This is a genomic window from Pseudarcicella hirudinis (assembly GCF_900115665.1).
GTDB lineage: Bacteria > Bacteroidota > Bacteroidia > Cytophagales > Spirosomataceae > Pseudarcicella > Pseudarcicella hirudinis.
This window is the reverse complement of the sequence record NZ_FOXH01000002.1, coordinates 306,211-327,361: the sequence shown is the minus strand read 5'-3', so window position 1 is coordinate 327,361 and position 21,151 is coordinate 306,211. Positions and strand designations below refer to the sequence as shown.

Below are 21,151 nucleotides of genomic sequence, written 5' to 3'. Positions count from 1 at the left end.
AGTGATTTTTATTACCAATTCAAGAAAATTTATAAAAAAAATAATCCTGAAAAAAGATTTTCAGGATTATTTTTATGCTTAATCATAGGTTTACAGGTATCTTGAGCACTTATGATTACTTAACTTCTGTCAGTTCTTCATAAGCAGCTTGTAAACTTCTTTGAATGCCGTCTCCTTTCCATTCTGTTACACCAGGCACGGAGGTTGCTTTTAAAACGTCCTCTTTGCTTTTTCCTGATTTTATCTCAGATTCCACGAAAACAAGCAGTTTTGCCAGATAATCCTGAAAGGCTTTCAAATCCTCTTTGTTACCGGTAATTTTTTCAGGATCAAACGCATGACCGAAAACAAAAATAGTTTCTTTATCAAATGTCTTCAGGGTTTTATCCAATACAGAAATCCAGCTTTTAATATTCGCTCCGGCACTTCTGTCAACAAAAGGATAGCGGCGGTTAAAAACCAAATCACCCATATGTGCAATATTGGCATTCTCAAAATGAATGACTGCATCTCCATTGGTATGACCTGCTCCGAAATAATGCGCCTTGATATGTTCTTTTCCTACTTTCTGCTTCCAGGTATCATCAAAAGTCAGATCAGCATAAAGTTGTCTATCTTCTGTTTTTTGCTTTTGCGCCGAATTCTGCTGATTAATCAGGCAATTTTTATGTCCTGCAACATGCTCCGCAAGGCCCTTAAATGCAATATTCCCTCCTGTATGATCACCGTGATGGTGGGTATTAATCAGATATCGGAAAGGTTTTTCTGAGGATTTTTTCAGCTCTTCAATTAAATGCCCGGCTTGCTCCGGAAATTGAGAGTCAACCACAACCAAACCATCATTACCCTGTAAAAAGGCAATTGTTCCTCCTTTTTCCGTGAAAACGCTTACTCCTCCCCTCAGTTCTTTGATCTTATACGGGTTTTCTGAAAATACTCCTGCCATCAGTTCCTGATGCGGCAGCAAAGCAATAGCTCCAAAAGTGAGAGCCGAATTCTGAAGGAAAATTCTACGGTTCATAAAATTATTATGCGAAAAAGATGAGTTGAGAAATCAACATAAATTTGCATAATTTAAATCATATTTATGCAGACAGTCTGAAAATCAGTCCTTAAATGAGACAATTGAGAGTTATTTATCGACAAAGGCTTAAATCTCAGAGGCTTTTATTCAGGAGAAAACCAGGAGGGTACTCAAATACAGAAGGAAGTAGAAAAGGAGGGCTTTTCTGATTTTTCCTGAATAAGCCTTGAAGAAATTGGAGGTAAGACCTTAAAAAAGGTTCAGAGAGTTTAACGGAAAATGTTAGTCAATAATCCAGTCGAATGATACAACTTCTATACTTGTCGACTTAACGTTTAATGAGAGGCTATGTGAATGAAGGTATCTTTTATGTGCCTGTTTTTTTGCTCTAAAATTACGCCAATCATGTTTGTTGAATATGTTCCAGCTTTGTTTCATGTAGTACTGATTTTTATGTAACAAAACTAAGCATCAACTTTAAACAACTGTTTACCAATAGGTTATCAAATCATTATTAAAAGATTCCAGCATCTTTTAGTACAAGAAAATGCTTTTTTTATCCCATCATTTTTGCAGAATTTGTTTTTGATAGGACGACGGTGTAATATTCATCTGTTCTTTAAACTGCCGGTTGAAATTGGAAAGGTTATTAAAGCCCGACTCAAATGCGATTTCGGAAACAGTCATTTTACAATCAATCAGTAATTTACAGGCATGAGCGATCCGGATTTGTGAAACAAAATCTGAGAAGCTCTTGTTGGTCCTGCTTTTGAAATACCTTGAAAAGGACGTCTCACTCATTGCCACCAGATCTGCCGCTTCATCCAGCCGGATTTCATTCCGGAAATTTTTCATTACATATTCAAAAACGCGATTCACTCTTTCTGCGTCTTTAATATTTGTACCAAAGCTGTCACCGGAAGTAAGCAATTGATATTCATTAGATTTACCCAGAAAATCGAGAATTTCAAGCAAAGACAATAGCCTCTTTGTAGCATTCTCATGAAACATTTCTTTCAGTCTGGCAGCAATAAAAGCATTTGTTTCACCGAAAATATCCAGCACTTTCAGTGATTTCTCAAACAATACCTTAACATGCTGCATTTCAGGAATGTTGAAAAAATCCTTTCCCAAAAAATCCTCGTTGAAATGTATCACAATCGATTTAGCCTTTAAATCTGCATTCTGCTTGTAATAGTCTTCGGTGTTGCGGTACAAATGAGGCACATTCGGTCCGATAAAGCACAAATCACCTGCTTTGAAATCCTGCATATGTTCTCCGATAAATCTTTGTCCTACACTTTCTGTTACCAGAACAATTTCATATTCAGGGTGAAAATGCCAGGGTGTTTCAAAATAGGGTACTTCAAAATCAACCAGTACAAAGGATGAATCGAAGGGTAAAGGGAGTTTCTGAAGCTGAGGTTTCATGACTTATAAAATAATTTAACTTCGAAATTAACATCTCAGGCACTATTTCCTGTAAGTGTATGCCGGGTGCTTTCCTATAAAAAGAAACTGTGATTTTTTTTCTCCTTTTTGTAGCCTAAATTTGCGGATATTCTGATTCATTTTTCCCCTGAAATATTACCCGTTCAGTTTTTAAAAAAACCTTTACAATTTCAAATTCTCAAAACAAACTTTAATTTATTAAAAAAATGAAAAAATTAATCTATGCACTTGCAGGAGCATTTCTGGCAAGCTTTGGCGTTTCAGCACAAGGCATCAAAACTCCGTCACCCAGTACTACACAAACCATCAAACAGGAATTTGCACTTTCTTCGATTGAATTAACCTATTCAAGACCAAACATTAAAGGCAGAACGATTTTCGGTGATTTAGTACCTTTTGGAAAAGTATGGAGAACAGGAGCCAATGCTGCTACTAAATTAACATTTGGTGAAGATGTAAAAGTCGGAGGTATTCAGGTAAAAGCCGGAACTTATGTGCTTTATACCATACCAAACAAAGATGAGTGGGAAATCGTTTTGAATAAAGGCCTTGAAAACTGGGGAGTTGACGGTTATAAAACAGAACAGGATGTTGCAAGATTTAAAGTTAAGCCAATTGCATTGCCTTTTACGGTTGAAACTTTCACGATGCAGTTTGAAAATGTTCAGCCGGCAGCTACTGACCTTCATATTTTATGGGATAAAACCCTTGTATCGTTTCCGGTAACTGCTGATATAGACGGCAAAATTATGAGCCAGATTGACAAAGCACTGAATGTTGATTCAAAACCGTATTTTCAGGCAGCTTCTTATTATTTTGAAGCAGGAAAAGATTTGAATAAAGCACTTGGATGGGCTGATAAAGCAATCGAACAAAATGCTAAGGCATTCTGGATTTATCACCTTAAAGCTAAAATTCAGGCGAAACTTAATGACAAAGCGGGGGCAAAAGCTACTGCTTTAAAATCAATTGAGTATGCTAAAGAAGCTAAAAATGATGACTACGTTGCACTTAATGAAAAATTGATTGCTTCATTGAAATAGTTATTTTTGCAAAATATTCCCGAAAGCCTACTCTTTGGGGTAGGCTTTTTATTTGGGCTAGAGCTTTAAAAATGATTAAAAACCTCTGAAATTCCCTGAATCGAGAGTATTTATAATTTCAATATATGTCGAAAATAAACATTGATTTACAAGCTATTAATTTCAAAAAACAACGTCTGGAGGAAATCCGGGCGGAGTTAAAACAAGAATTTATTGGCATTGATTACATTATTGAAGAATTGATTGATTATCTCCGGATCTGGTATTTAATGCCGGAAATTCTTACCCGTCCCATTATCATTAACCTTTGGGGAATGACAGGGGTCGGGAAAACGGATCTGGTCAGGAAATTAGTTACTAAATTAGAATTTCAGGATCGTTTTGCTGAAATTGAACTAAGTAATAATGAAAGTTCCTGGGGTTCCTCTGTAGCCAGAACTTTTGAAAGCAACGGGATCGCCACGGATGAACCGTCTATTGTTTTATTTGACGAAATTCAACGTTTTTACACCATAGATATTGAAGGTAAACCTGTTCCCGGTACTCGTTATCAGGATTTTTGGGAATTGCTTTCCGATGGAAAACTGGCCAAAAGAGATGTAAAGGAAGAGATTGATAATTATTTGCAGAACTTCCTGTATTCCTCCATTCAAAAGCGAAAAAGGCAGGAAAAAAATACTGAAGAGGAGGAACAGGAGGAAGAATTTGGCGTGGGAATCTGGCAGGCCAGAAATCTGAAAAAGATTTTTGACCTCGACGGAGAAATCAATACGCTGGCAGATATGACGGAAGAGCAATTGCTTGGTGTTTTACAGGCTAAAAAGGAAAAGAAAAAGGTTTATGAGCCAATTGATCATTCGAAAATGCTCATCATTATCAGCGGGAATCTTGACGAGGCGTACAGCATGGCGAATGAAACGGCCGAAACAGATCTGGACGCAGATATTTTCAGGGCTTATACAGAAAAGATTACGCTTGTAGATATAAAAAATGCTTTGTCCCGTAAATTTAAACCTGAACAGGTAGCACGTTTCGGGAATATCCATTTAATTTACAAGTCTCTGAGAAAGAGAGACTTTGAGCAATTAATTCAACAGGAAATTCACAAAATAATACATAAAAATCATGAACACTTTGGCATAACGGTAAGTATTTCAGAGAAAATCAATCAATTAGTTTATCAGAACGGCGTGTTTCCCGTGCAGGGAGTAAGACCTGTGTTTTCCAGTATTACCGATATAATTGAGTCTAATCTTTCAAAATTCATGTTTGAAGCTCTCATAAAAGAGCAAACTGAAATTGAAATGGATTACGATTTTGAAAAAGGCAAAATCATCGGTATGCTCGGTAAAAACCCTGAAGTCCATGAAATTAACTATATTGGCAAAGTTGACAGGATCAGACAGGGAAATCTCCCGGATATTGTAGCCAATGTTTCTGTCCATGAATCAGGACATGCCATAGCTTATGGCTTGCTATTCGGTTTGGCTCCTTTACAATTAAGGTCTAAAATTGCGGCAAGTTATGCAGGAGGTTTTACTTTTTCTCATCAGATCCACCTGACCAAAGGCAATATTACAGATAAGATTAAAGTCTTTCTGGCAGGAGGTGTGGCCGAAGCGTTAGTTTTCGGAGAGGAAAATATGACCCCAAGCTGTTCAACCGACCTGGAAGATGCCACAAACATGGCGGCCGACTACGTCAGACGATATGGATTCGATCATAATTTTCAGGCATTTTACGGAAGTTCCGGAGTATTTGGAATGGATACCAGTCTGACCGACTGGAGCATAGAAAAAATGATCAGAACCTGTACGGAAGAAATACGTGAACTTTTAATTCAAAATAATGATTATTTATTAACACTCGCAAAGGCATTGAATGCCAAAGGTAACCTTACTCCTGAAGAGGTGGTTACCATTGCCAGAGAATTTGGTAACCTATTGATTATCAAAGAAGAAAACTATCTCCATCTGGCAGAATATCAAAAACTTCTGGAAAAATAAAAAAGAAATAAGTTGTATAGCACTCAAGAAGATCAGGAAACTGCCGTGCTGGTGGCAGTTACTACTCAAAAACAACCGGCAGAAAAAACGCAGGAGTATTTAGATGAACTGGCTTTCTTAGCCGAGACATCAGGCGTAAAAACACTTCAGACTTTCACACAAAAATTAGACCGTCCGGATACGAGAACTTTCGTCGGAAAAGGTAAATTAGAAGATATTATCGCATATGTCATTGATAATGCGGTAGATATGATCGTTTTTGATGATGACCTGTCCCCTACTCAGGTTCGTAACCTTGAATCAGAATTTGAATCAAGACAAAAGGAAGTTAAAATTCTTGACCGTAGTTTAATGATCCTGAATATTTTTGCACAGAGAGCTCAAACGCTTCAGGCAAAAACACAGGTGGAACTGGCTCAGTATCAATACATGTTACCGCGTATGACCCGCATGTGGACGCACCTTACCAAGCAGCGTGGTGGTGTGGGGATGCGTGGTCCGGGTGAAAAAGAATTGGAAACTGACCGTCGTACGGCCAGAGACCGGATTTCTTTGCTGAAGGAAAAGCTCAGCACTATTGAAAAGCAGGCTATTACCCAAAGAAAAAACCGTGACAGAATGGTGAGGGTTTCACTCGTAGGTTATACCAACGTCGGGAAATCAACCCTTATGAGAAAACTGGCTAAAACCGATGTTTTTGCTGAAAATAAGCTATTTGCCACCGTTGATTCAACGGTTCGTAAAGTGACTGTGGACAGTATTCCATTCCTTCTGACAGATACGGTTGGTTTTATCAGAAAACTACCAACGATGTTGATCGAATCTTTCAAATCCACGTTAGACGAAGTAAGAGAGGCCGATATTTTATTGCATGTGGTAGACATCTCACATCCTTCTTTTGAAGAACAAATTGAGGTGGTAAATACTATTCTGGCAGAAATCGGGGCAGGGAATAAACCAACGATTCTGGTTTTCAATAAAATTGACCTTTTTTCTGACGAAGAAATTGAACTGGAAGAATGGCAGATTGAAACGGAAGGAGAAAAAGTAAAAACCCGGCTGGAAAGAGTTACGGATTTCTTAAAAAATTCTTATCTGGATACACCGAAACCAAAATCAGTATTCATTTCGGCAGAATATCGTGAGAATCTGGGTGAATTGAGAGACGCTTTACTGGCTCAGGTAAAAGAAAAGCATTTTCAGATATTTCCAAACTGGCTTAATACAGAGGATTATTCTGTAAATGATGACGAATTTCTTTCAGAATAAGGAAAAAATCTGAGATCAAAATGACTCAGAAAATGTTAAAAACTGATTTTCCTGACTAAAGTATTCATTTGTAATTAATTGAATATTGCAAATTAGGTTACTTTTTCAGACTTTTGTGAAAATTCTTATATTTCTTTATTTAAATGTAAGAACTTTCCGGCATCGTAGTTCAATGGATAGAATAGACGTTTCCTAAACGTTAGATGCGGGTTCGATTCCCGCCGGAGCCACAATTCAGTAAAAATCCCTCAAAGACTTGTAAGAAAGTTTTTGAGGGATTTTTGGCTTTAATATATCCCGTGGCTGTGTGGCACACTAGAAACCCTTTGCGTAAGCACCCGTTCCAAATATTGTTTTGCTTTCGCATGAGATGTATAAACATAATCTTTCATCATAGAAAAGTAAAAGTTCTATTCATTCCAATTGTTTTTAATAAAAATCTTCAATATGTTTAATAAAAATATTATTTAAAGGGATTATATAATTCTACGCTTCTTTAACTCTATGTTTTCCACCACATTAAAATGATGTTTATGGAGTTACTATACATTTGGATTGAAAATTATAAAGGCATTTCACAAATTGGCGTAAACCTTAGCAATAAGTATCGTTTTAATTATAAAAAGGATACAAATACACTAACTTTTAAGGAGACTCCGAATTATACAGCTGATTTTTTTGCTGATAATATTTCCAATCTTACTGGATTAATTGGAAAAAATGGAACCGGAAAAACAACCATATTAAGATATATAATCGATTATTTATCTGATGGGACCGCGGAGGAGGATCTAAACAAGGATAGTTTTTTTATATATTCTAAAGAATCTATTATTTATTATTATAAATATGGAGGAAATTTAGAAATAGAAGGCAAAATTGAAAGAATTGATTCACAAATAGATTTAAGAAGTTATAAAACTTCATACTATTTGATATTTATATCTAACCATTTTGATCCTACCCCTCTTTATTCCATAGACCCTACCAAAAATGAATATGGATATTCTAAAAATCTTTCTACAAACTATTTACTAACAAATGATGTAAAGACACTTTCCAATGATGATAAAAAGGAATATACCTATAATGAACATGTATATTCTTTCGCAGCAACAGAACTATTTCGTATTGTCAAGCTTTTTAATTGGGCCCGAAATGATTCTAATGAGACAGGTGAATTTATTATGGATAAAGTCCCCCAGTTTATGAATATTAGGCTAAACATGGGTTCATCTAATTACACCCATTATGAGCACTTAAACAAGGTATTAAAATTTTATTTCAACAAAACTGATTTAAAAAAGAAAACCCACATAGGCTTTTTAATAAATATCTTATGCGTTGGTCTTTTGCATATAGATTTTCATAAATTTTTAAATTTCATTCCTATTACTAATGTTATTGATAAGATTTATGACTTCATAGGTACATATAAAAATCAGAGGAATCCTATTGAATCTTTATTTGAGCAGTTTAAAATTATTTACAACAATTTTACAACCGCCTTAGAACAATTAGAAATCTTAAAAGATTTTCTGATTTTTTTTGATAAATCTTTGGATAACGATGTCATCATTAAATATGTCGATCAAGCTCTTAGCATCAAGCTTGTAGATGCAGTACATATAGAGTTATTCCCAATGCTTCAAAAATATTTTGATTTAAAAAAAATTGGTGATTATCTCCAACTCTATTTCAGTCATGAATATTTTGGTGAATCTACAATAAGTTCGGGAGAGTACACTCTTTTATCTTTTTTCGGAAGGCTTCAGGAATTGAAATGGGATGAGGATAAGAAACCTATTCTCATATTGATCGATGAAGCAGAATTAGCCCTACATCCTCAATGGCAAAAACAGTTTATTTATTATTTAACAAAATTTATACAAATTAAATTTAAGCATAGGAAAGTTCAAATCATACTTACCTCACATTCACCTTTCATTATTTCCGATTTACCCCCACATTGTTTAATTTTCTTAGACAAAACTAGTGAAAATAAAACGGTAATAGAAGATAGCTTAATCAATCATAAGGAAACATTCGGTGCCAATATTCATGAATTATTTACTGAATCTTTCTTTTTAAACGATGGATTAATGGGGACGTTTGCTAAGAAAAAAATCAACGAATTAATTAGCGATATTGAAAATGTTCACAATATAATTTCAGAAAAAACCTACAATGAAAAATATAGAAAGCGGATTAATATCATTGGTGAAAGATTTCTGAGAAAAAAAATAGATGAATTAATTGCCCCAAAATTGGAGAATAATGCAATTGATGAACTCATTGAAGATCGAAAAAAAGACATTGAACTTTTAGAGAGGCTACGAAAAGAAAATGATAAAAATTGATACTCCGAATCTCGAACAAATTGCGAATGAATATTTGGATAAGATAAAAGAGAAGTGTTTACTAAGGATAACAATACTTCATTTGACTTTAAAAGTTCTATTTGATAATTATCCAACAACAGATTTAGATGCCCTATTAAAAAATAATAGCACCTCACTAAATTATAAAACCTTTAATAGTTATATAAATTTTTTTTTATTACCCAACAATAAATTAAAAAATGTTAGAAGTTACACAAAAGTAACTGTAGCCAATTGTCATCTATGGGTAAGACAAAATAATGATGTATTAAAAAAAATTTGTTCGTTTCTCTCCTCCGAAAAGAATCTTAAAGATTTAATTTTAACCAGTCCTAATGAACTTTATAAAAAGCATAGATATTTCTATCGCAAATTAAAAATTGATAAAGAAAATAAGAATATACGTTCATTTATTGAGAACGCAATTGATTTCAATCAGGTTAACGAGTATGCATATTGGTTAACTTCCTCTATAAACGTAAATACATGTCCATATTGTAATAGAGTTCCAATTAATACCGTTTGGGGGAAGAATAAAATTATTCGTCCAGCCCTTGATCATTTCTATCCTCAATCTAAGTACCCGTTACTTGCATTAAGTTTTTATAACTTAATTCCTAGTTGTAGTTACTGTAACTCAAACCTCAAAGGTAATGTACAGATTACATCAAAATCTCATTTAAGTCCTTATGTGGAAGGTTTTGAAGATAAAGCAGTTTTTAAAAGTAAAATTACAGAAATTAATAAATATAGAATTTATTTCGAATCTACAATTGGAAGCAAGGATAAAAGGATATTTGGGAAGAAGCGTTTAAAAAAAGATGAGAAGAATTCATGTAAAACAGGAAATATTAATCTGTTTAAATTAGAAGAAATATATAATGCCTGCCATCAAGATATTGTAAATGAACTACTATTTAAATGTGAAAGATATAGTGATGAATACAGAAAATCCATTTCTAATACATTTCCTATTTTAAAAGATGAGAAATATGAATTTTATCAATTTTATTTTGGAAATTATCTTGATCCAAAAAATTTCAATAAAAGGCCTCTTGCAAAATTAACACGAGATATTGTGGTAAAAGAATTACCTTACTTTGCAAATCGACCCGGCATTTAATTCATATCCATGTTTGATGAAATGTTAGCTGAGAAAGCAGCTACAGATTATATCATACTCCCAATTGCTTTTTATGCATAATAGATTTATTCATTCGCTGTCCTTTTTTCAAGGATTGCGAAATGATAAATGTTACAGCACTCAATCTTTCCTTAGCGGGTTGTTCCAACCAATATTCCAAATCATCCTGCTTTTCATTTATTTCTTTCAATGGTTTTCTGACAACCACCGGAACAATACTGCGTTGACTCACAGGTGCAGGTATAAGAGGTTGAGTATTAACCAATACTCTCTCTATCCTTACATTATCATTTTCATATGCTGTCTTTCTTTTACTCAAATAATTATTCAGTGTATTATAATTATATTGAGGATAGCTTAAGCACAAGTTTTTAAGATTGGAAAACACCTCAAAGGGATTACTTTGTTTGTGTTTCCAATAAATCAAAACAATTCTTTTTTCCATTTTATAAATCTTAAACTTAGTGTAAATATAACCAATATATTGATATTATTTGTCATTCTATCGTATCAATATACCTCATTAGCTTTTTCAGATGCTCTGTAGCACACCTGATACCTTTTGCACAAATACCCGAGCCGAATATCGTTTTGCTTTTGCTTGAAATATCTGCTGAGACAGCACTTTCTCTCCTCATTTAATGCCAACCCAAATGCAGGAGCAGAAGGTATTTCCCTGCAAAACCGTAAATTTGTAAATGGCTTATTTTAAACAACTGCTCAGCTTATTGCATACCGAGCGTGAAGAGGATCGCAATCAATACCGTAAATTAACCGAACAATCTTCTGTTTCTGACAGAAGAGCCAACGGACTTACCTGGTATCCTGTTGCCATAAGAGGAACTGAAATCGGAAGGGGAGATTATCTGACGGTTGAAGTAGAACGTACTACCAATCAGGATATACCTCATCAACTCAGATTTGGCATGCCGGCAGTCTTATTCAGTAATCATGATGCACAAAATGATCGTGTAGAAGGGACTATTTCGCATCAAAGCGGGAATAAACTCAGACTTACCCTTCGTACTGATGAATTACCCGAATGGTCGAGAGATGGCAAACTGGGAATTGACGTGCTTTTTGATGAAAACAGCTATGATGAAATGGAAAGTGCTATCAAACTTGCCACTTCTATTTCTGAAAAAATGGAAGAAAATGCCCCTTCCAGACGTCTTACTGCTATTTTAACAGGAGAAAAAAAGCCAACTTTCAGGCAGGAAAACACCCCGCTTTATATTCCGAAACTCAATGCCTCACAGCTTAACGCCGTTGATAATATCTTAAAAGCCAATGAGCTTGCTATCGTACACGGCCCTCCGGGAACGGGAAAAACAACTACACTTGTTCAGGCAATCAAGGCTTTAATCAATCAGGATCATAAACAAGTTCTGGTAGTGGCACCAAGTAATACCGCTGTTGATTTACTTAGTGAAAAACTGCATAATGAAGGACTGAATGTTTTAAGAATAGGCAATCCGGCCAGAGTGAATGAGAAAATGATATCTCTCACACTTGACCATAAAATGGCTGGTCACTCGTTGATCAAAGAGACTAAAAAGCTGAAAAAACAGGCTCAGGAATATAAAAACATGGCTCATAAATACAAAAGGAGCTTTGGTAAGTCTGAAAGAGATCAGCGAAAATTACTCTTTGAGGAAGCGCATAAAATTCTGAAAGAAGTAGGCAATTCTGAACAATATATCATTGACGATCTTGTCGGAAAAGCACAGATTATTACGGCCACTCTTGTAGGAGCAAATCATTACACCATCAGAGATCTTAAATTTCATACGGTCATCATCGACGAAGCCGGACAAGCCCTTGAACCTGCCTGCTGGATTCCGATCCTTAAAGCAGAAAAGGTGGTACTGGCAGGAGATCACTGCCAGCTTCCTCCTACGATTAAGTCGAACGATGCTGCAAAAAACGGGCTGAACACTACCCTTCTGGAAAAATGCGTAGCCCTGCATCCGGAAGCTGTTACTTTGCTCGACGAGCAATATCGTATGAATAAGCTGATTATGGGTTATTCTTCTCAGGTATTTTATGGCCATAAATTAAAGGCTCATGAATCTGTAGCCAATCATTTACTTAAGGGGGACAATGCCCCTCTTGTTTTCCTGGATACTGCAGGTTGTGGTTTTACCGAAAAAATCAACGGAACAAGTACGACCAATCCGGAAGAAGCAGCATTATTAATCAGACATCTGACTCAACTTGCGGAGCAGATCAGCCTGGAGTATGCCAAAGAAAATTTTCCGGATATTGCCATTATTTCTCCATACAAACAACAGGTAAATATCCTGAACGACCTATTGGCTCATACTCCTGAATTACAGCCTTTTGCGTCACGTATTTCTGTAAACACGATTGATAGTTTTCAGGGACAGGAAAGAGATATTGTGTACATCAGCATGGCCAGAAGTAATAATGATGGCGAAATCGGTTTCCTGTCAGACATACGAAGAATGAATGTCGCAATGACCAGAGCCAGAAAAAAACTGATCATTATCGGGGATAGTGCTACGCTCGCCCAATTTCCATTTTATGCAGATTTTATCTCTTATGCTGAAAATGCAGACAGTTACCAAAGTGCCTGGGAATTTGTTTAGAGAAGTCAGAACAGTCCGGTTTTTCAGGAACATAATACCCCGATTTGAAAATACCCTGTCAAAATGAAAGGGTTCCGGTGGTTTAAAAAACAACAAATAATATCACAAATTATTACTAATCAGACACTTAAAAAATACTTTATTATAACGGCATAGGTTTTGGCATGACTGGTTTATCAGTTTAAAATATCTCTGAGAACCAGTTAATACCAAACATTATGATTTCGCAATATGAAGTTCCGGGTCTCATTCAGGATGAGTTCCCGCAGTTGACCAGTCAATTACATACCAGTAAAACTGCACTTGATGTGTATAAATCGGTACAGTGTTTTGCTGGATTTACTAAAGAAGCAGTAAAAGAACATAACTTCAGCCTCTCTAAAAAATGCTTCAAACTCGCAGAAAAACTTTATAATAACGGAGATTTAATTCTTAAATCAGTCATTGAGAATAATTTTATCTATACTTTCTCTTCCTACATGTCGGGTAGCAAATCAGACATAATACTGATAAAATCAATCATTCCTACTGCTTTTTATGCGATTTATCTGAAACAAGTGATGCAAAGCGGCTGCTAATCAACTTCTGTTATTGATTTTTTTAGCTTATCTAAAGAATAATCATCGTGAAAAATATAATCGTCCGTCTTGCCACAGAGGAAGACGGTAAATTTGCAAAAATGATTACGGATGAAATGGAGTCCTCCGCAATCATCAGAGGTTCAGGCATTTCGAAACGTTCTCCCGCTTCAATTCTAAAAAAAATCAGAGAAGGTAAAGCCGTCATTGCTCTTACAACCAACGGAGTCTGGGCAGGATTCTCCTATGTTGAAGTTTGGGCAAATGGCGAATTTGTTTCCAATTCAGGCCTGATTGTTTCTCCGCAATTCAGAGGAAAAGGGGTTGCCAGAGCAATAAAACATAAAATTTTTGAGTTATCCAGAACCTTATATCCTGAAGCAAAAATATTCAGTATTACAACAGGACTTGCCATCATGAAAATGAATTCGAGATTAGGTTTCAGCCCGGTTACTTTCAATGAAATTACGAAGGAAAAGGAATTTTGGGAAGGCTGCAAGAGCTGCATAAATTACAAAATTCTGCAAGGCAAGGATTTTAAAAACTGCTTATGTACCGCAATGATGTTCGTTCCGCCTCACCGGAAAAATCATCATCCCTGTCAATCTTTACAGTCAGAAAGTCAAACCTTGCAATAATCCCTTCTGATTTTCAATCAGATAACTACCACGACGCATCAGTTTCTCGACGGAACCTGTCAGACCAGAAAGTCTTACGGGTTCCGTTTCTTTAGTTTTCATCTGTCCAACCCTCCTCACAAATCCGCTTTCACTTTCCTGAAAAAGGAGTACATTTGGATGAAATTCCTGTAAATCCGAAAACATGAAAAAAGCCATTTTTATAAGCCTTATTTTAATATGTCAGATCAGCTTTGCACAGGTTCAGGACTGGCAGCTTATTCCCTTTGCCAAACCTGCATTCAATCCGATTATGAAGGCAGATTCTTCCTACATCTTTGACTGCCCGATGAGCAATCTCAAAGTAAAATGGCAAAAAGCAGATGTATTTAACCCGGCTGCTATTGTCAGAAATGGCAAAGTTTATCTGCTTTTCAGGGCTGAAGATACGCCGGGAGTCGGGATTGGCTATCGTACTTCCAGAATAGGCCTGGCGGTTAGTGAAGATGGTTTACATTTTCAGAAAATGAAAAATCCTGTCTTATTTCCTCAAAAAGATAAATTTTCAATCTATGATTCTCCGGGTGGCTGCGAAGATCCCCGCATTGTGGAAGCAGAAAACGGTTCTTACGTTTTGGCTTATACAAGCTGGGACAGAAAAATAGCCCGCTTAAGTATTGCCACTTCCAAAGACCTGATTCACTGGAAAAAACAAGGCCCGGCTTTCGCAAAAGCTTTGCAGGGAAAATTCCTGAATACCTGGTCAAAATCCGGCTCAATTGTTACAAAAATGCAAAATGGTAAAATTGTTGCCGCTAAAATCAAAGGAAAATACTGGATGTACTGGGGAGAAAATCCTGTTTACCTTGCGACTTCTGATGACCTGATAAACTGGACTCCGCTTACTGATAAAGACCATAATCTTAAACCGATTATTGCTCCGAGAAACGGAAAATATGACAGCGATCTCACTGAACCCGGCCCTCCTGCTTTAGTGACTGAAAAAGGAATCGTTTTGTTATACAATGGCAAAAATGCCAAAGGCGCTAAAACAGATAAAAATCTTCCTGCGGATACCTATTCCGGAGGTCAGGTACTTTTCGATCTGAATGACCCGACTCACGTACTGGCAAGGGCAGAGGACTATTTCATTAAGCCTACACTTTCACATGAAATAAAAGGCCAATATACTGCCGGAACAACTTTTATTGAAGGATTGGTCTATTTCAAAAACAAATGGTTCCTGTATTATGGAACTGCTGACAGCATGGTTGGCGTTGCCATCAAAAATTAAATATATACTGATATTACCTGATTAAAAATCAATTATTTTCCTAAAATTCAAACATCCTCAATTAAAAAATCACACTATGAAACAATTCTTTTTTTCTGCTCTCTTTCTTTTAAGCCTAAGCTTTCTGAGTGTTTCAGGAAATAATTCAAAATCAGTTACCATTAAGGAAAAAGCAGATTCCGTTAAAATAAAAGCGATTCCAAATGCTTTATCCTGGATCAATGCCCCTAAAAGTTTCAAGGTTACCAAAGACAATGCCATCACTATTACCGCTCAGAAAGGCACTGACATTTACCATTCTGCGGCAGGTGATTTCAATATTGCTACTGCTCCTTTGCTTTTATTCAAACCTGCTGACAATTTTGTCTTTACCGCTTCAGTAAATGTAGATTTCAGGAATGAATACGACGGAGGAAGTCTGATGATCTATCGCAATAATAAGTATTACGGAAAATTATTATTCGAAAAAAATCATTTCGGGAAATTCCAGGTTTGCTCAGGTCTCACCAATATCGTCACAGATGATAACAATCACTTCGAGGTAAATACGAAAAAGGTTTTCTTCAGAATTGGAAAATCCGGAAAATTATTTGGCTTTTACTACTCAGCAGATGGGAAAAACTGGAAAATGTTAAGGCTTTTTGCCCTTCCGGGTTCGGGAGATTTTAAAATTGGATTCTGCGCTCAATCGCCCATCGGTGCACAATGTACTACGGTGTTTGACGACATTAAATATGTTCCGAAAGCTTTCAAGGATTTCTGGACCGGAAATTAATTTTCAGACAAAGCAGGGACTAAGGTCTCTGCTTTATTTTTTTACCACAATTTTTTTGCTTCTTATTTGTGTTCCATTGTCAATTTTCAACAGATAAACTCCTTCTGTAAGCATGGACAAATCCAATAAATTTTCCTGATTGGCAGCAACCGGTTTCTTTGATATCATTGATTTCCCCTGCAAATTGACCAACTCTATTTCTGCTTTGAAAGGTACTTTAACAGTCAGGTTTTTATTGGCCGGATTAGGAAACACCGAAATCGGATCTATTTCTTCTTCTACCCCTGTAACGATTAATTTAGAAGTATTTTTCAGAAATCTTAATCCCCCTGAGTTAGTTCCCAAAACAATTTCGGGTAATAAATCCCCGTTTAAATCCGCTCCGCTTACCGATAGCATTCCTCCCAGTTTCATATATTCGGCTTTCTGAGTAAGTGAGTTTGAAATGAGGTTTGTATCAGCCTTAAACAAGGTAAAATCCTGATCCTGAAATGATTTATATACCTTCATATGCCCTTCTCTGTTAGCAGCTATTAATTCAGGTTTACCGTCTCCGTTCAAATCCAAAGCGGCCAGTGATACATTCCCGGTTACATAGTCAAATTTCAATCCGCCGAATTCCTCAATCTCCTTGTTGTAAACCGGACTTTGGCTGGTACCCTTGTTTTTATAATATTGAATTGTCCCTCTGGCTTTTCCCAGTAACAGGTCTTTTTTACCATCACGATCCACATCAACAAACAACGGGCTGTCTCCCGGCTGAATATCAGAAACACCGTTAACAACAACTGCTTCTGCGAGGTTCAGACTGAATGCTTTATTTTTCTCTCCTTTATTGACAATATACCGGAGTTCCATTCCTTTAAAAGAAGTTCCGGCAAATCCGAAATCAGGGATTCCGTCACCATTCATATCTGTTACAAAAGGTTTGATGTCAAAAAGCTGTAAACTCTGTGATAAATTGAGATAGTCCCGGGTTTTAAGCTGAAAAGCCGGACTCGTAGCTGTTCCTGTATTTTCAAACAAATAGATACTTCCTCTTACACCAAGATCATCGGTACGAATCCCTCCTATTCCTACCAGTAAATCCTGGTCACCGTCGCCGTCTATGTCCGCAAAAACCGGAGAAGCATTTTCCCCCACATCAATCATCGTATTCTGAAGAAAATCAGAGGTCTGAAAGACTAGCTGAACATTGTCGTTTGTACCGAAATTCTTATAAAATCTCACAGATTTCTGGTAATCAACCGTGTATTGAGCGTTATCATAACCATTCGGGGCCGCAATGATATCTTTTATTCCGTCAAAATCGAAATCCTCATTATAAACCGCCGGAAAAATGTTAAAATCAATCGGATTACTCAATGGGTAAACATATTGCGCTGTTTTAAATATCGCCTGTTTTTCAGATCCTTCGTTATGGAGCTGCGCAATATTGGTACAGGAAACATGACCAAAAAGCATGTCTTTTTTATTATCTCCATTCATATCAAAAATCAGAATAGAATTACCTGAGTGCAAAACTTTATCCGGAGAAGGATTGGTTGCGGGAGGAGTTATGCCAGCCACAGTGCTCTGACAATCAACATCAAACACAAAGTCTTTACAGTGTTCCTTGACAAAATTACCCCAGCAGTTACCAATCTTTTTAAAAGCAAAATGTTTATTATCCTTATATTGTTCCTGGCTGAAATTCTGATGAAATTCTATGAAATTACCACTGGTATCAAAAGCCAGGATATCTACATCTCCATCGTTATCTACATCCACTATTGCCGGGACATCGGAAGCAGCTACGTAAAGATTAATCGGATCCGGGCCGGAATGTCCGATTGTATGTAAAGGGTTTTCAACCTGTTGCCAAAGTAATTTCCCTCCGTCCGACACATTTCTGAAAACCTGAATACCGGCGGGAGCATAGGTAAAAATATCTTTCTTTCCATCCTGATCGTAGTCCACCAACAAAATCCAAAACTGAATATCCGGAAATTGAGATTCATATTCAGGTGCATATTTCCAGGAAAACTTACCGTTTGAATCCTGCACGGCCAGAAATGTGGATAACTTGTTATTAGTTCTGTCAAAAATGACAAGGTCTTCAAATCCGTCATTATTTAGTTTGCAGGTAGAAAACTGCGGAGCATTCAATCCGCCTGCCCAGGCATTGCTTAGCAGACGGTTATCAACAATTACTTTAGTGGTTGTATCCGGAAGAAATGAGAAATCCTGAGCGATTGCGGCAAAAGGGAGAACAAAAAAAAGGGAGAATATAACTTTTTTCATCTGAATATAATTTTGTTAAAGTAATTTTGCCGGAAGCGATACGCATAAGCAAAGAGAATAAGATTTAGATAGTCTTTCAGATTTCTGAATCTTCATCCTTTTCCTGTCGTCAAAGTGTCATTCCTCGTTTATTACTCAATAAATAACGATAAAATTACAATGATAATATCCATTTCTGACTTATATCAAAAATATTTAACCTGCTCAGGTGTTTCAACTGATACCCGAAAAATAGAAAAAGATGTGATGTTTTTTGCATTGAAAGGGCCAAATTTCAATGCCAATAACTTTGCCCGGCAGGCGTTGGAAAAAGGTGCTGCCTTTGCAGTAGTGGATGAGGAGCAATATGTTACGGATGAAAATATTCTTTTAGTTGAGGATGGACTGAAAGCCTTGCAGCAATTGGCCAATTTTCATCGCAAAACCTTGAAAATACCTTTTGTAGGACTTACCGGATCGAATGGAAAAACCACTTCAAAGGAACTTACAAACAGTGTTCTGTCTCAAAAATTCAGAACTTATGCCACAAAAGGCAATCTGAATAACCATATCGGTGTTCCGCTTACTGTACTGGCTATTGATTCTTCTGTTGAAATTGCCATTATTGAGATGGGAGCCAACAAACAGGGAGATATTCAGGAATTGGTTGAGATCTGCGAACCTACTCATGGTTTCATTACAAACATCGGGAAAGCCCATCTGGAAGGCTTCGGAGGAATGGAAGGGGTCAAAAAAGGCAAAGGAGAATTACTGGATTTCCTATCAGCCAGCGGAGGAACTGTTTTTGTCAATCAGCTGAATGAAATTCTGATGGATATGGTGAATGCCAGGTCTTTTCAGGAAAAAATTGAATATGGGCAAAAAGGTTCTTTTCTCTCTGCAAAATTGCTGGAAGAAATCCCTTTTGTGATATATGAGGCAGAAAATGGCGAGCAGGTACATTCGCATCTGACAGGGAGTTATAATTTTGAAAATATCGTAAATGCCCTGGCTATCGGGAAGTATTTTGGTGTTTCGGCAGAAAAAGCTAATAAGGGGATTTCGGAGTATAATCCTGATAATAACCGTTCTCAGTTTGTACAAAAAGGCTCAAATCTTGTTCTGATGGATGCTTACAATGCCAATCCATCTTCAATGTCAGCAGCCATTACTAACTTCAACAACCTGAAAGCAGACAAGAAAATGGTGATTTTGGGGGATATGTTTGAGTTAGGTCCGGACTCCCCTCAGGAGCATGAAGCAATCGGTAAACTACTGTCGACCTGTAATTTTGATTATATTCTTTTAGCCGGAACGCTCATGCAAGCTGCTGTAAAGCCTCTCCCGCTTATGAAAGTAAACTATTTCCCGGATAAATTCGGGCTGCACGTCTGGCTGCAGGACCATGAAATAAAAAATACACATATTCTGGTAAAAGGCTCCCGCGGAATGGGATTGGAAAGTGTACTGCCTTTTCTGGATGGGAAGTTTTAGAAGGGAAAAGTTAAGATTTGAGATGAAAGATTCATCTCAAATCTTATTTCTCAAATCCTGTCTTTTCCCAATCATTTTCCCAAATTCTGAAGGGCTTCTTCCTTTCATATTTCTAAAAACCCTTCCAAAATAAGATACATTGTTAAAACCGGATTTAAAGCAGGCATCAGCGACCGTCTCGCCCTGGGTTAACATATTGGTTGCCTTGTTAATTCTGTATTCATTCACAAAATCCGTAAAAGTCTGGTTTGTAACTTTTTTGAAGTAATTACAAAAAGCGGGAACCGTCAGACTTGCTACACTTGCCACATCCTGTATTTCAATAGCTTTCTGATAATTTTGTTCTACAAACTGGTAAACTTTACTAAGCCTTAGCTGATCTTTCTGGTTAAAATCATATCTTTTTTCCGTATCATTCAGTAAAGTATATTCCTCTGATCCAGCAAGGATATGAAAAAGCTCCAGAAGTTCGATTAATTTCTCAAAGTGGGAAAACTGACTGAGTTTCTTCAGGCGTTCACTTACAATTCTTTTTGTTTCTCCATGAAAAGCCAGTCCCTGCTTTGAGCGTTCAAACATCTCTCTTACTCCTGAAACTTCAGGGCTGTTGAAAAAAGAATCTCCCAAAAAATTATCCAGAAACTGAAGAACAACCTGCTCATAATGTCCTACGGCCCCGTAACCAAAACCTGCATGGGGTAAATTAGGTCCGATCAGAACCAGGTCTCCGCTTTCATAATAGCTAAGATGATTCCCGACATGGCGCCTTCCTGTTGCTCCTAAAACACAGACTATTTCATATTCCGGATGATAATGATAGTCCCAGGTAAATTCCTGAACTGAGAGATTTTCATGCAATAGTCTGAAAGAGCTTCCTTCATCAGGAATTATCCGCTCAAATTCTGTTCTCATAATTAATCGTGTATCACTTTTTTCTTTACGAAAAAAATGTTAAATTCGGTAAATTATTACTTCTTTTACGCGCTGACCCCTGCTTCAGATTTAGCATTTGAGCATCTTCGAAATTACATAGATAATATTATAAAAATTCTATATTAACCCAAAGATAGAACGATATTACGATTCTTTATATAATAATTAGTACAAATATCTTAACACAGTACTAAAACATAATAATATAAGAGTAGTTTTTTAGCCCTTATCCGACGAAATTTGTAACACAATCACCCATTAACCATT

At 36.6% G+C, this 21,151-nt stretch carries 17 protein-coding genes and 1 tRNA gene; 12 read left to right on the top strand and 6 right to left on the bottom strand.

Annotated elements, in window-relative coordinates; genetic code table 11:
• Positions 1-115 precede the first annotated feature (115 nt).
• Together BM179_RS04480 and BM179_RS04475 are read right to left on the bottom strand one after the other, a co-directional pair.
• Positions 116-1,021: an MBL fold metallo-hydrolase gene (locus BM179_RS04480; RefSeq protein WP_092012839.1), complete on the bottom strand. Its 906-nt coding sequence runs from the start codon at positions 1,019-1,021 to the stop codon at positions 116-118.
• A gap of 567 nt (positions 1,022-1,588) precedes the next feature.
• The gene (locus BM179_RS04475; RefSeq protein ID WP_092012837.1) at positions 1,589-2,455 is read right to left on the bottom strand and encodes an AraC family transcriptional regulator; all 867 of its coding nucleotides are present in this window, start codon (positions 2,453-2,455) and stop codon (positions 1,589-1,591) included.
• 227 nt (positions 2,456-2,682) lie between these two features.
• Here BM179_RS04475 and BM179_RS04470 point away from each other — a divergent pair, with 227 nt between their 5' ends.
• From BM179_RS04470 to BM179_RS04445, 6 genes are all read left to right on the top strand, one after another.
• A complete protein-coding gene (locus tag BM179_RS04470; RefSeq protein ID WP_092012834.1) occupies positions 2,683-3,519 on the top strand; it encodes a DUF2911 domain-containing protein in 837 nt (278 codons plus the stop codon).
• Positions 3,520-3,644: 125 nt separating this feature from the next.
• The gene (locus BM179_RS04465) at positions 3,645-5,525 is read left to right on the top strand and encodes a ClpB D2-like domain containing protein (RefSeq protein WP_092012831.1); all 1,881 of its coding nucleotides are present in this window, start codon (positions 3,645-3,647) and stop codon (positions 5,523-5,525) included.
• Positions 5,526-5,537: 12 nt separating this feature from the next.
• Positions 5,538-6,794, top strand: coding sequence for a GTPase HflX (hflX, locus tag BM179_RS04460; RefSeq protein WP_092012828.1), 1,257 nt, complete (start codon positions 5,538-5,540; stop codon positions 6,792-6,794).
• Positions 6,795-6,952: 158 nt separating this feature from the next.
• Positions 6,953-7,024, top strand: a tRNA-Arg gene (locus BM179_RS04455).
• A gap of 303 nt (positions 7,025-7,327) precedes the next feature.
• Positions 7,328-9,154 (top strand): AAA family ATPase, encoded by a 1,827-nt coding sequence (locus BM179_RS04450; protein ID WP_177219300.1) that lies wholly within the window; start codon positions 7,328-7,330, stop codon positions 9,152-9,154.
• Complete coding sequence (locus BM179_RS04445) at positions 9,141-10,298, top strand: hypothetical protein (protein WP_092012822.1); 1,158 nt, start codon at positions 9,141-9,143, stop codon at positions 10,296-10,298. The genes BM179_RS04450 and BM179_RS04445 overlap by 14 nt, the downstream gene beginning before the upstream one ends.
• A gap of 52 nt (positions 10,299-10,350) precedes the next feature.
• Here BM179_RS04445 and BM179_RS04440 read toward each other — a convergent pair whose 3' ends face one another.
• Positions 10,351-10,764, bottom strand: coding sequence for a hypothetical protein (locus tag BM179_RS04440; RefSeq protein ID WP_092012819.1), 414 nt, complete (start codon positions 10,762-10,764; stop codon positions 10,351-10,353).
• 253 nt (positions 10,765-11,017) lie between these two features.
• Here BM179_RS04440 and BM179_RS04435 point away from each other — a divergent pair, with 253 nt between their 5' ends.
• The 3 genes from BM179_RS04435 (at position 11,018) to BM179_RS04425 (ending at position 14,147) form a co-directional block, all read left to right on the top strand.
• Positions 11,018-12,931, top strand: a complete 1,914-nt coding sequence (locus BM179_RS04435) for an AAA domain-containing protein (RefSeq protein WP_092012816.1) — start codon at positions 11,018-11,020, stop codon at positions 12,929-12,931.
• A 218-nt stretch (positions 12,932-13,149) separates the two neighbouring features.
• Positions 13,150-13,509, top strand: a complete 360-nt coding sequence (locus BM179_RS04430) for a DUF7674 family protein (protein WP_092012813.1) — start codon at positions 13,150-13,152, stop codon at positions 13,507-13,509.
• 47 nt (positions 13,510-13,556) lie between these two features.
• Positions 13,557-14,147 carry a GNAT family N-acetyltransferase gene (locus BM179_RS04425; protein WP_218159160.1) on the top strand — a complete coding sequence of 197 codons (591 nt, stop codon included), beginning with the start codon at positions 13,557-13,559 and terminating at the stop codon, positions 14,145-14,147.
• Here BM179_RS04425 and BM179_RS04420 read toward each other — a convergent pair.
• Complete coding sequence (locus BM179_RS04420) at positions 14,124-14,345, bottom strand: hypothetical protein (protein ID WP_092012807.1); 222 nt, start codon at positions 14,343-14,345, stop codon at positions 14,124-14,126. The two genes, BM179_RS04425 and BM179_RS04420, sit on opposite strands and share 24 nt — an antisense overlap.
• Between BM179_RS04420 and BM179_RS04415 the strand changes: the two genes are divergently transcribed.
• The gene (locus BM179_RS04415; RefSeq protein WP_092012804.1) at positions 14,332-15,420 is read left to right on the top strand and encodes a glycoside hydrolase family 130 protein; all 1,089 of its coding nucleotides are present in this window, start codon (positions 14,332-14,334) and stop codon (positions 15,418-15,420) included. The two genes, BM179_RS04420 and BM179_RS04415, sit on opposite strands and share 14 nt — an antisense overlap.
• A 76-nt stretch (positions 15,421-15,496) precedes the next feature.
• Positions 15,497-16,195: a DUF1349 domain-containing protein gene (locus BM179_RS04410; protein ID WP_092012801.1), complete on the top strand. Its 699-nt coding sequence runs from the start codon at positions 15,497-15,499 to the stop codon at positions 16,193-16,195.
• 33 nt (positions 16,196-16,228) lie between these two features.
• On the opposite strand, the gene BM179_RS04405 is transcribed toward BM179_RS04410, so the two are convergent.
• On the bottom strand, positions 16,229-18,478 hold the full coding sequence (locus tag BM179_RS04405; RefSeq protein WP_092012798.1) for a T9SS type A sorting domain-containing protein: 2,250 nt from the start codon (positions 18,476-18,478) through the stop codon (positions 16,229-16,231).
• Positions 18,479-18,637: 159 nt separating this feature from the next.
• Here BM179_RS04405 and BM179_RS04400 point away from each other — a divergent pair, with 159 nt between their 5' ends.
• Complete coding sequence (locus BM179_RS04400; protein WP_092012795.1) at positions 18,638-19,951, top strand: UDP-N-acetylmuramoyl-tripeptide--D-alanyl-D-alanine ligase; 1,314 nt, start codon at positions 18,638-18,640, stop codon at positions 19,949-19,951.
• Positions 19,952-19,987: 36 nt separating this feature from the next.
• On the opposite strand, the gene BM179_RS04395 is transcribed toward BM179_RS04400, so the two are convergent.
• Positions 19,988-20,863, bottom strand: coding sequence for an AraC family transcriptional regulator (locus tag BM179_RS04395; RefSeq protein WP_092012791.1), 876 nt, complete (start codon positions 20,861-20,863; stop codon positions 19,988-19,990).
• Positions 20,864-21,151 lie beyond the last annotated feature (288 nt).

What these genes read in the sequence shown, in the direction of transcription:
- BM179_RS04405 (WP_092012798.1), bottom strand. Translation starts at nt 18,478, where the DNA reads ATGAAAAAAGTTATATTCTCCCTTTTTTTTGTTCTCCCTTTTGCCGCA.
- BM179_RS04395 (WP_092012791.1), bottom strand. Translation starts at nt 20,863, where the DNA reads ATGAGAACAGAATTTGAGCGGATAATTCCTGATGAAGGAAGCTCTTTC.
- BM179_RS04475 (WP_092012837.1), bottom strand. Translation starts at nt 2,455, where the DNA reads ATGAAACCTCAGCTTCAGAAACTCCCTTTACCCTTCGATTCATCCTTT.
- BM179_RS04465 (WP_092012831.1), top strand. Translation starts at nt 3,645, where the DNA reads ATGTCGAAAATAAACATTGATTTACAAGCTATTAATTTCAAAAAACAA.
- BM179_RS04440 (WP_092012819.1), bottom strand. Translation starts at nt 10,764, where the DNA reads ATGGAAAAAAGAATTGTTTTGATTTATTGGAAACACAAACAAAGTAAT.
- BM179_RS04470 (WP_092012834.1), top strand. Translation starts at nt 2,683, where the DNA reads ATGAAAAAATTAATCTATGCACTTGCAGGAGCATTTCTGGCAAGCTTT.
- BM179_RS04430 (WP_092012813.1), top strand. Translation starts at nt 13,150, where the DNA reads ATGATTTCGCAATATGAAGTTCCGGGTCTCATTCAGGATGAGTTCCCG.
- BM179_RS04480 (WP_092012839.1), bottom strand. Translation starts at nt 1,021, where the DNA reads ATGAACCGTAGAATTTTCCTTCAGAATTCGGCTCTCACTTTTGGAGCT.
- BM179_RS04420 (WP_092012807.1), bottom strand. Translation starts at nt 14,345, where the DNA reads ATGGCTTTTTTCATGTTTTCGGATTTACAGGAATTTCATCCAAATGTA.
- BM179_RS04410 (WP_092012801.1), top strand. Translation starts at nt 15,497, where the DNA reads ATGAAACAATTCTTTTTTTCTGCTCTCTTTCTTTTAAGCCTAAGCTTT.
- BM179_RS04400 (WP_092012795.1), top strand. Translation starts at nt 18,638, where the DNA reads ATGATAATATCCATTTCTGACTTATATCAAAAATATTTAACCTGCTCA.
- BM179_RS04435 (WP_092012816.1), top strand. Translation starts at nt 11,018, where the DNA reads ATGGCTTATTTTAAACAACTGCTCAGCTTATTGCATACCGAGCGTGAA.
- BM179_RS04450 (WP_177219300.1), top strand. Translation starts at nt 7,328, where the DNA reads ATGGAGTTACTATACATTTGGATTGAAAATTATAAAGGCATTTCACAA.
- BM179_RS04445 (WP_092012822.1), top strand. Translation starts at nt 9,141, where the DNA reads ATGATAAAAATTGATACTCCGAATCTCGAACAAATTGCGAATGAATAT.
- BM179_RS04415 (WP_092012804.1), top strand. Translation starts at nt 14,332, where the DNA reads ATGAAAAAAGCCATTTTTATAAGCCTTATTTTAATATGTCAGATCAGC.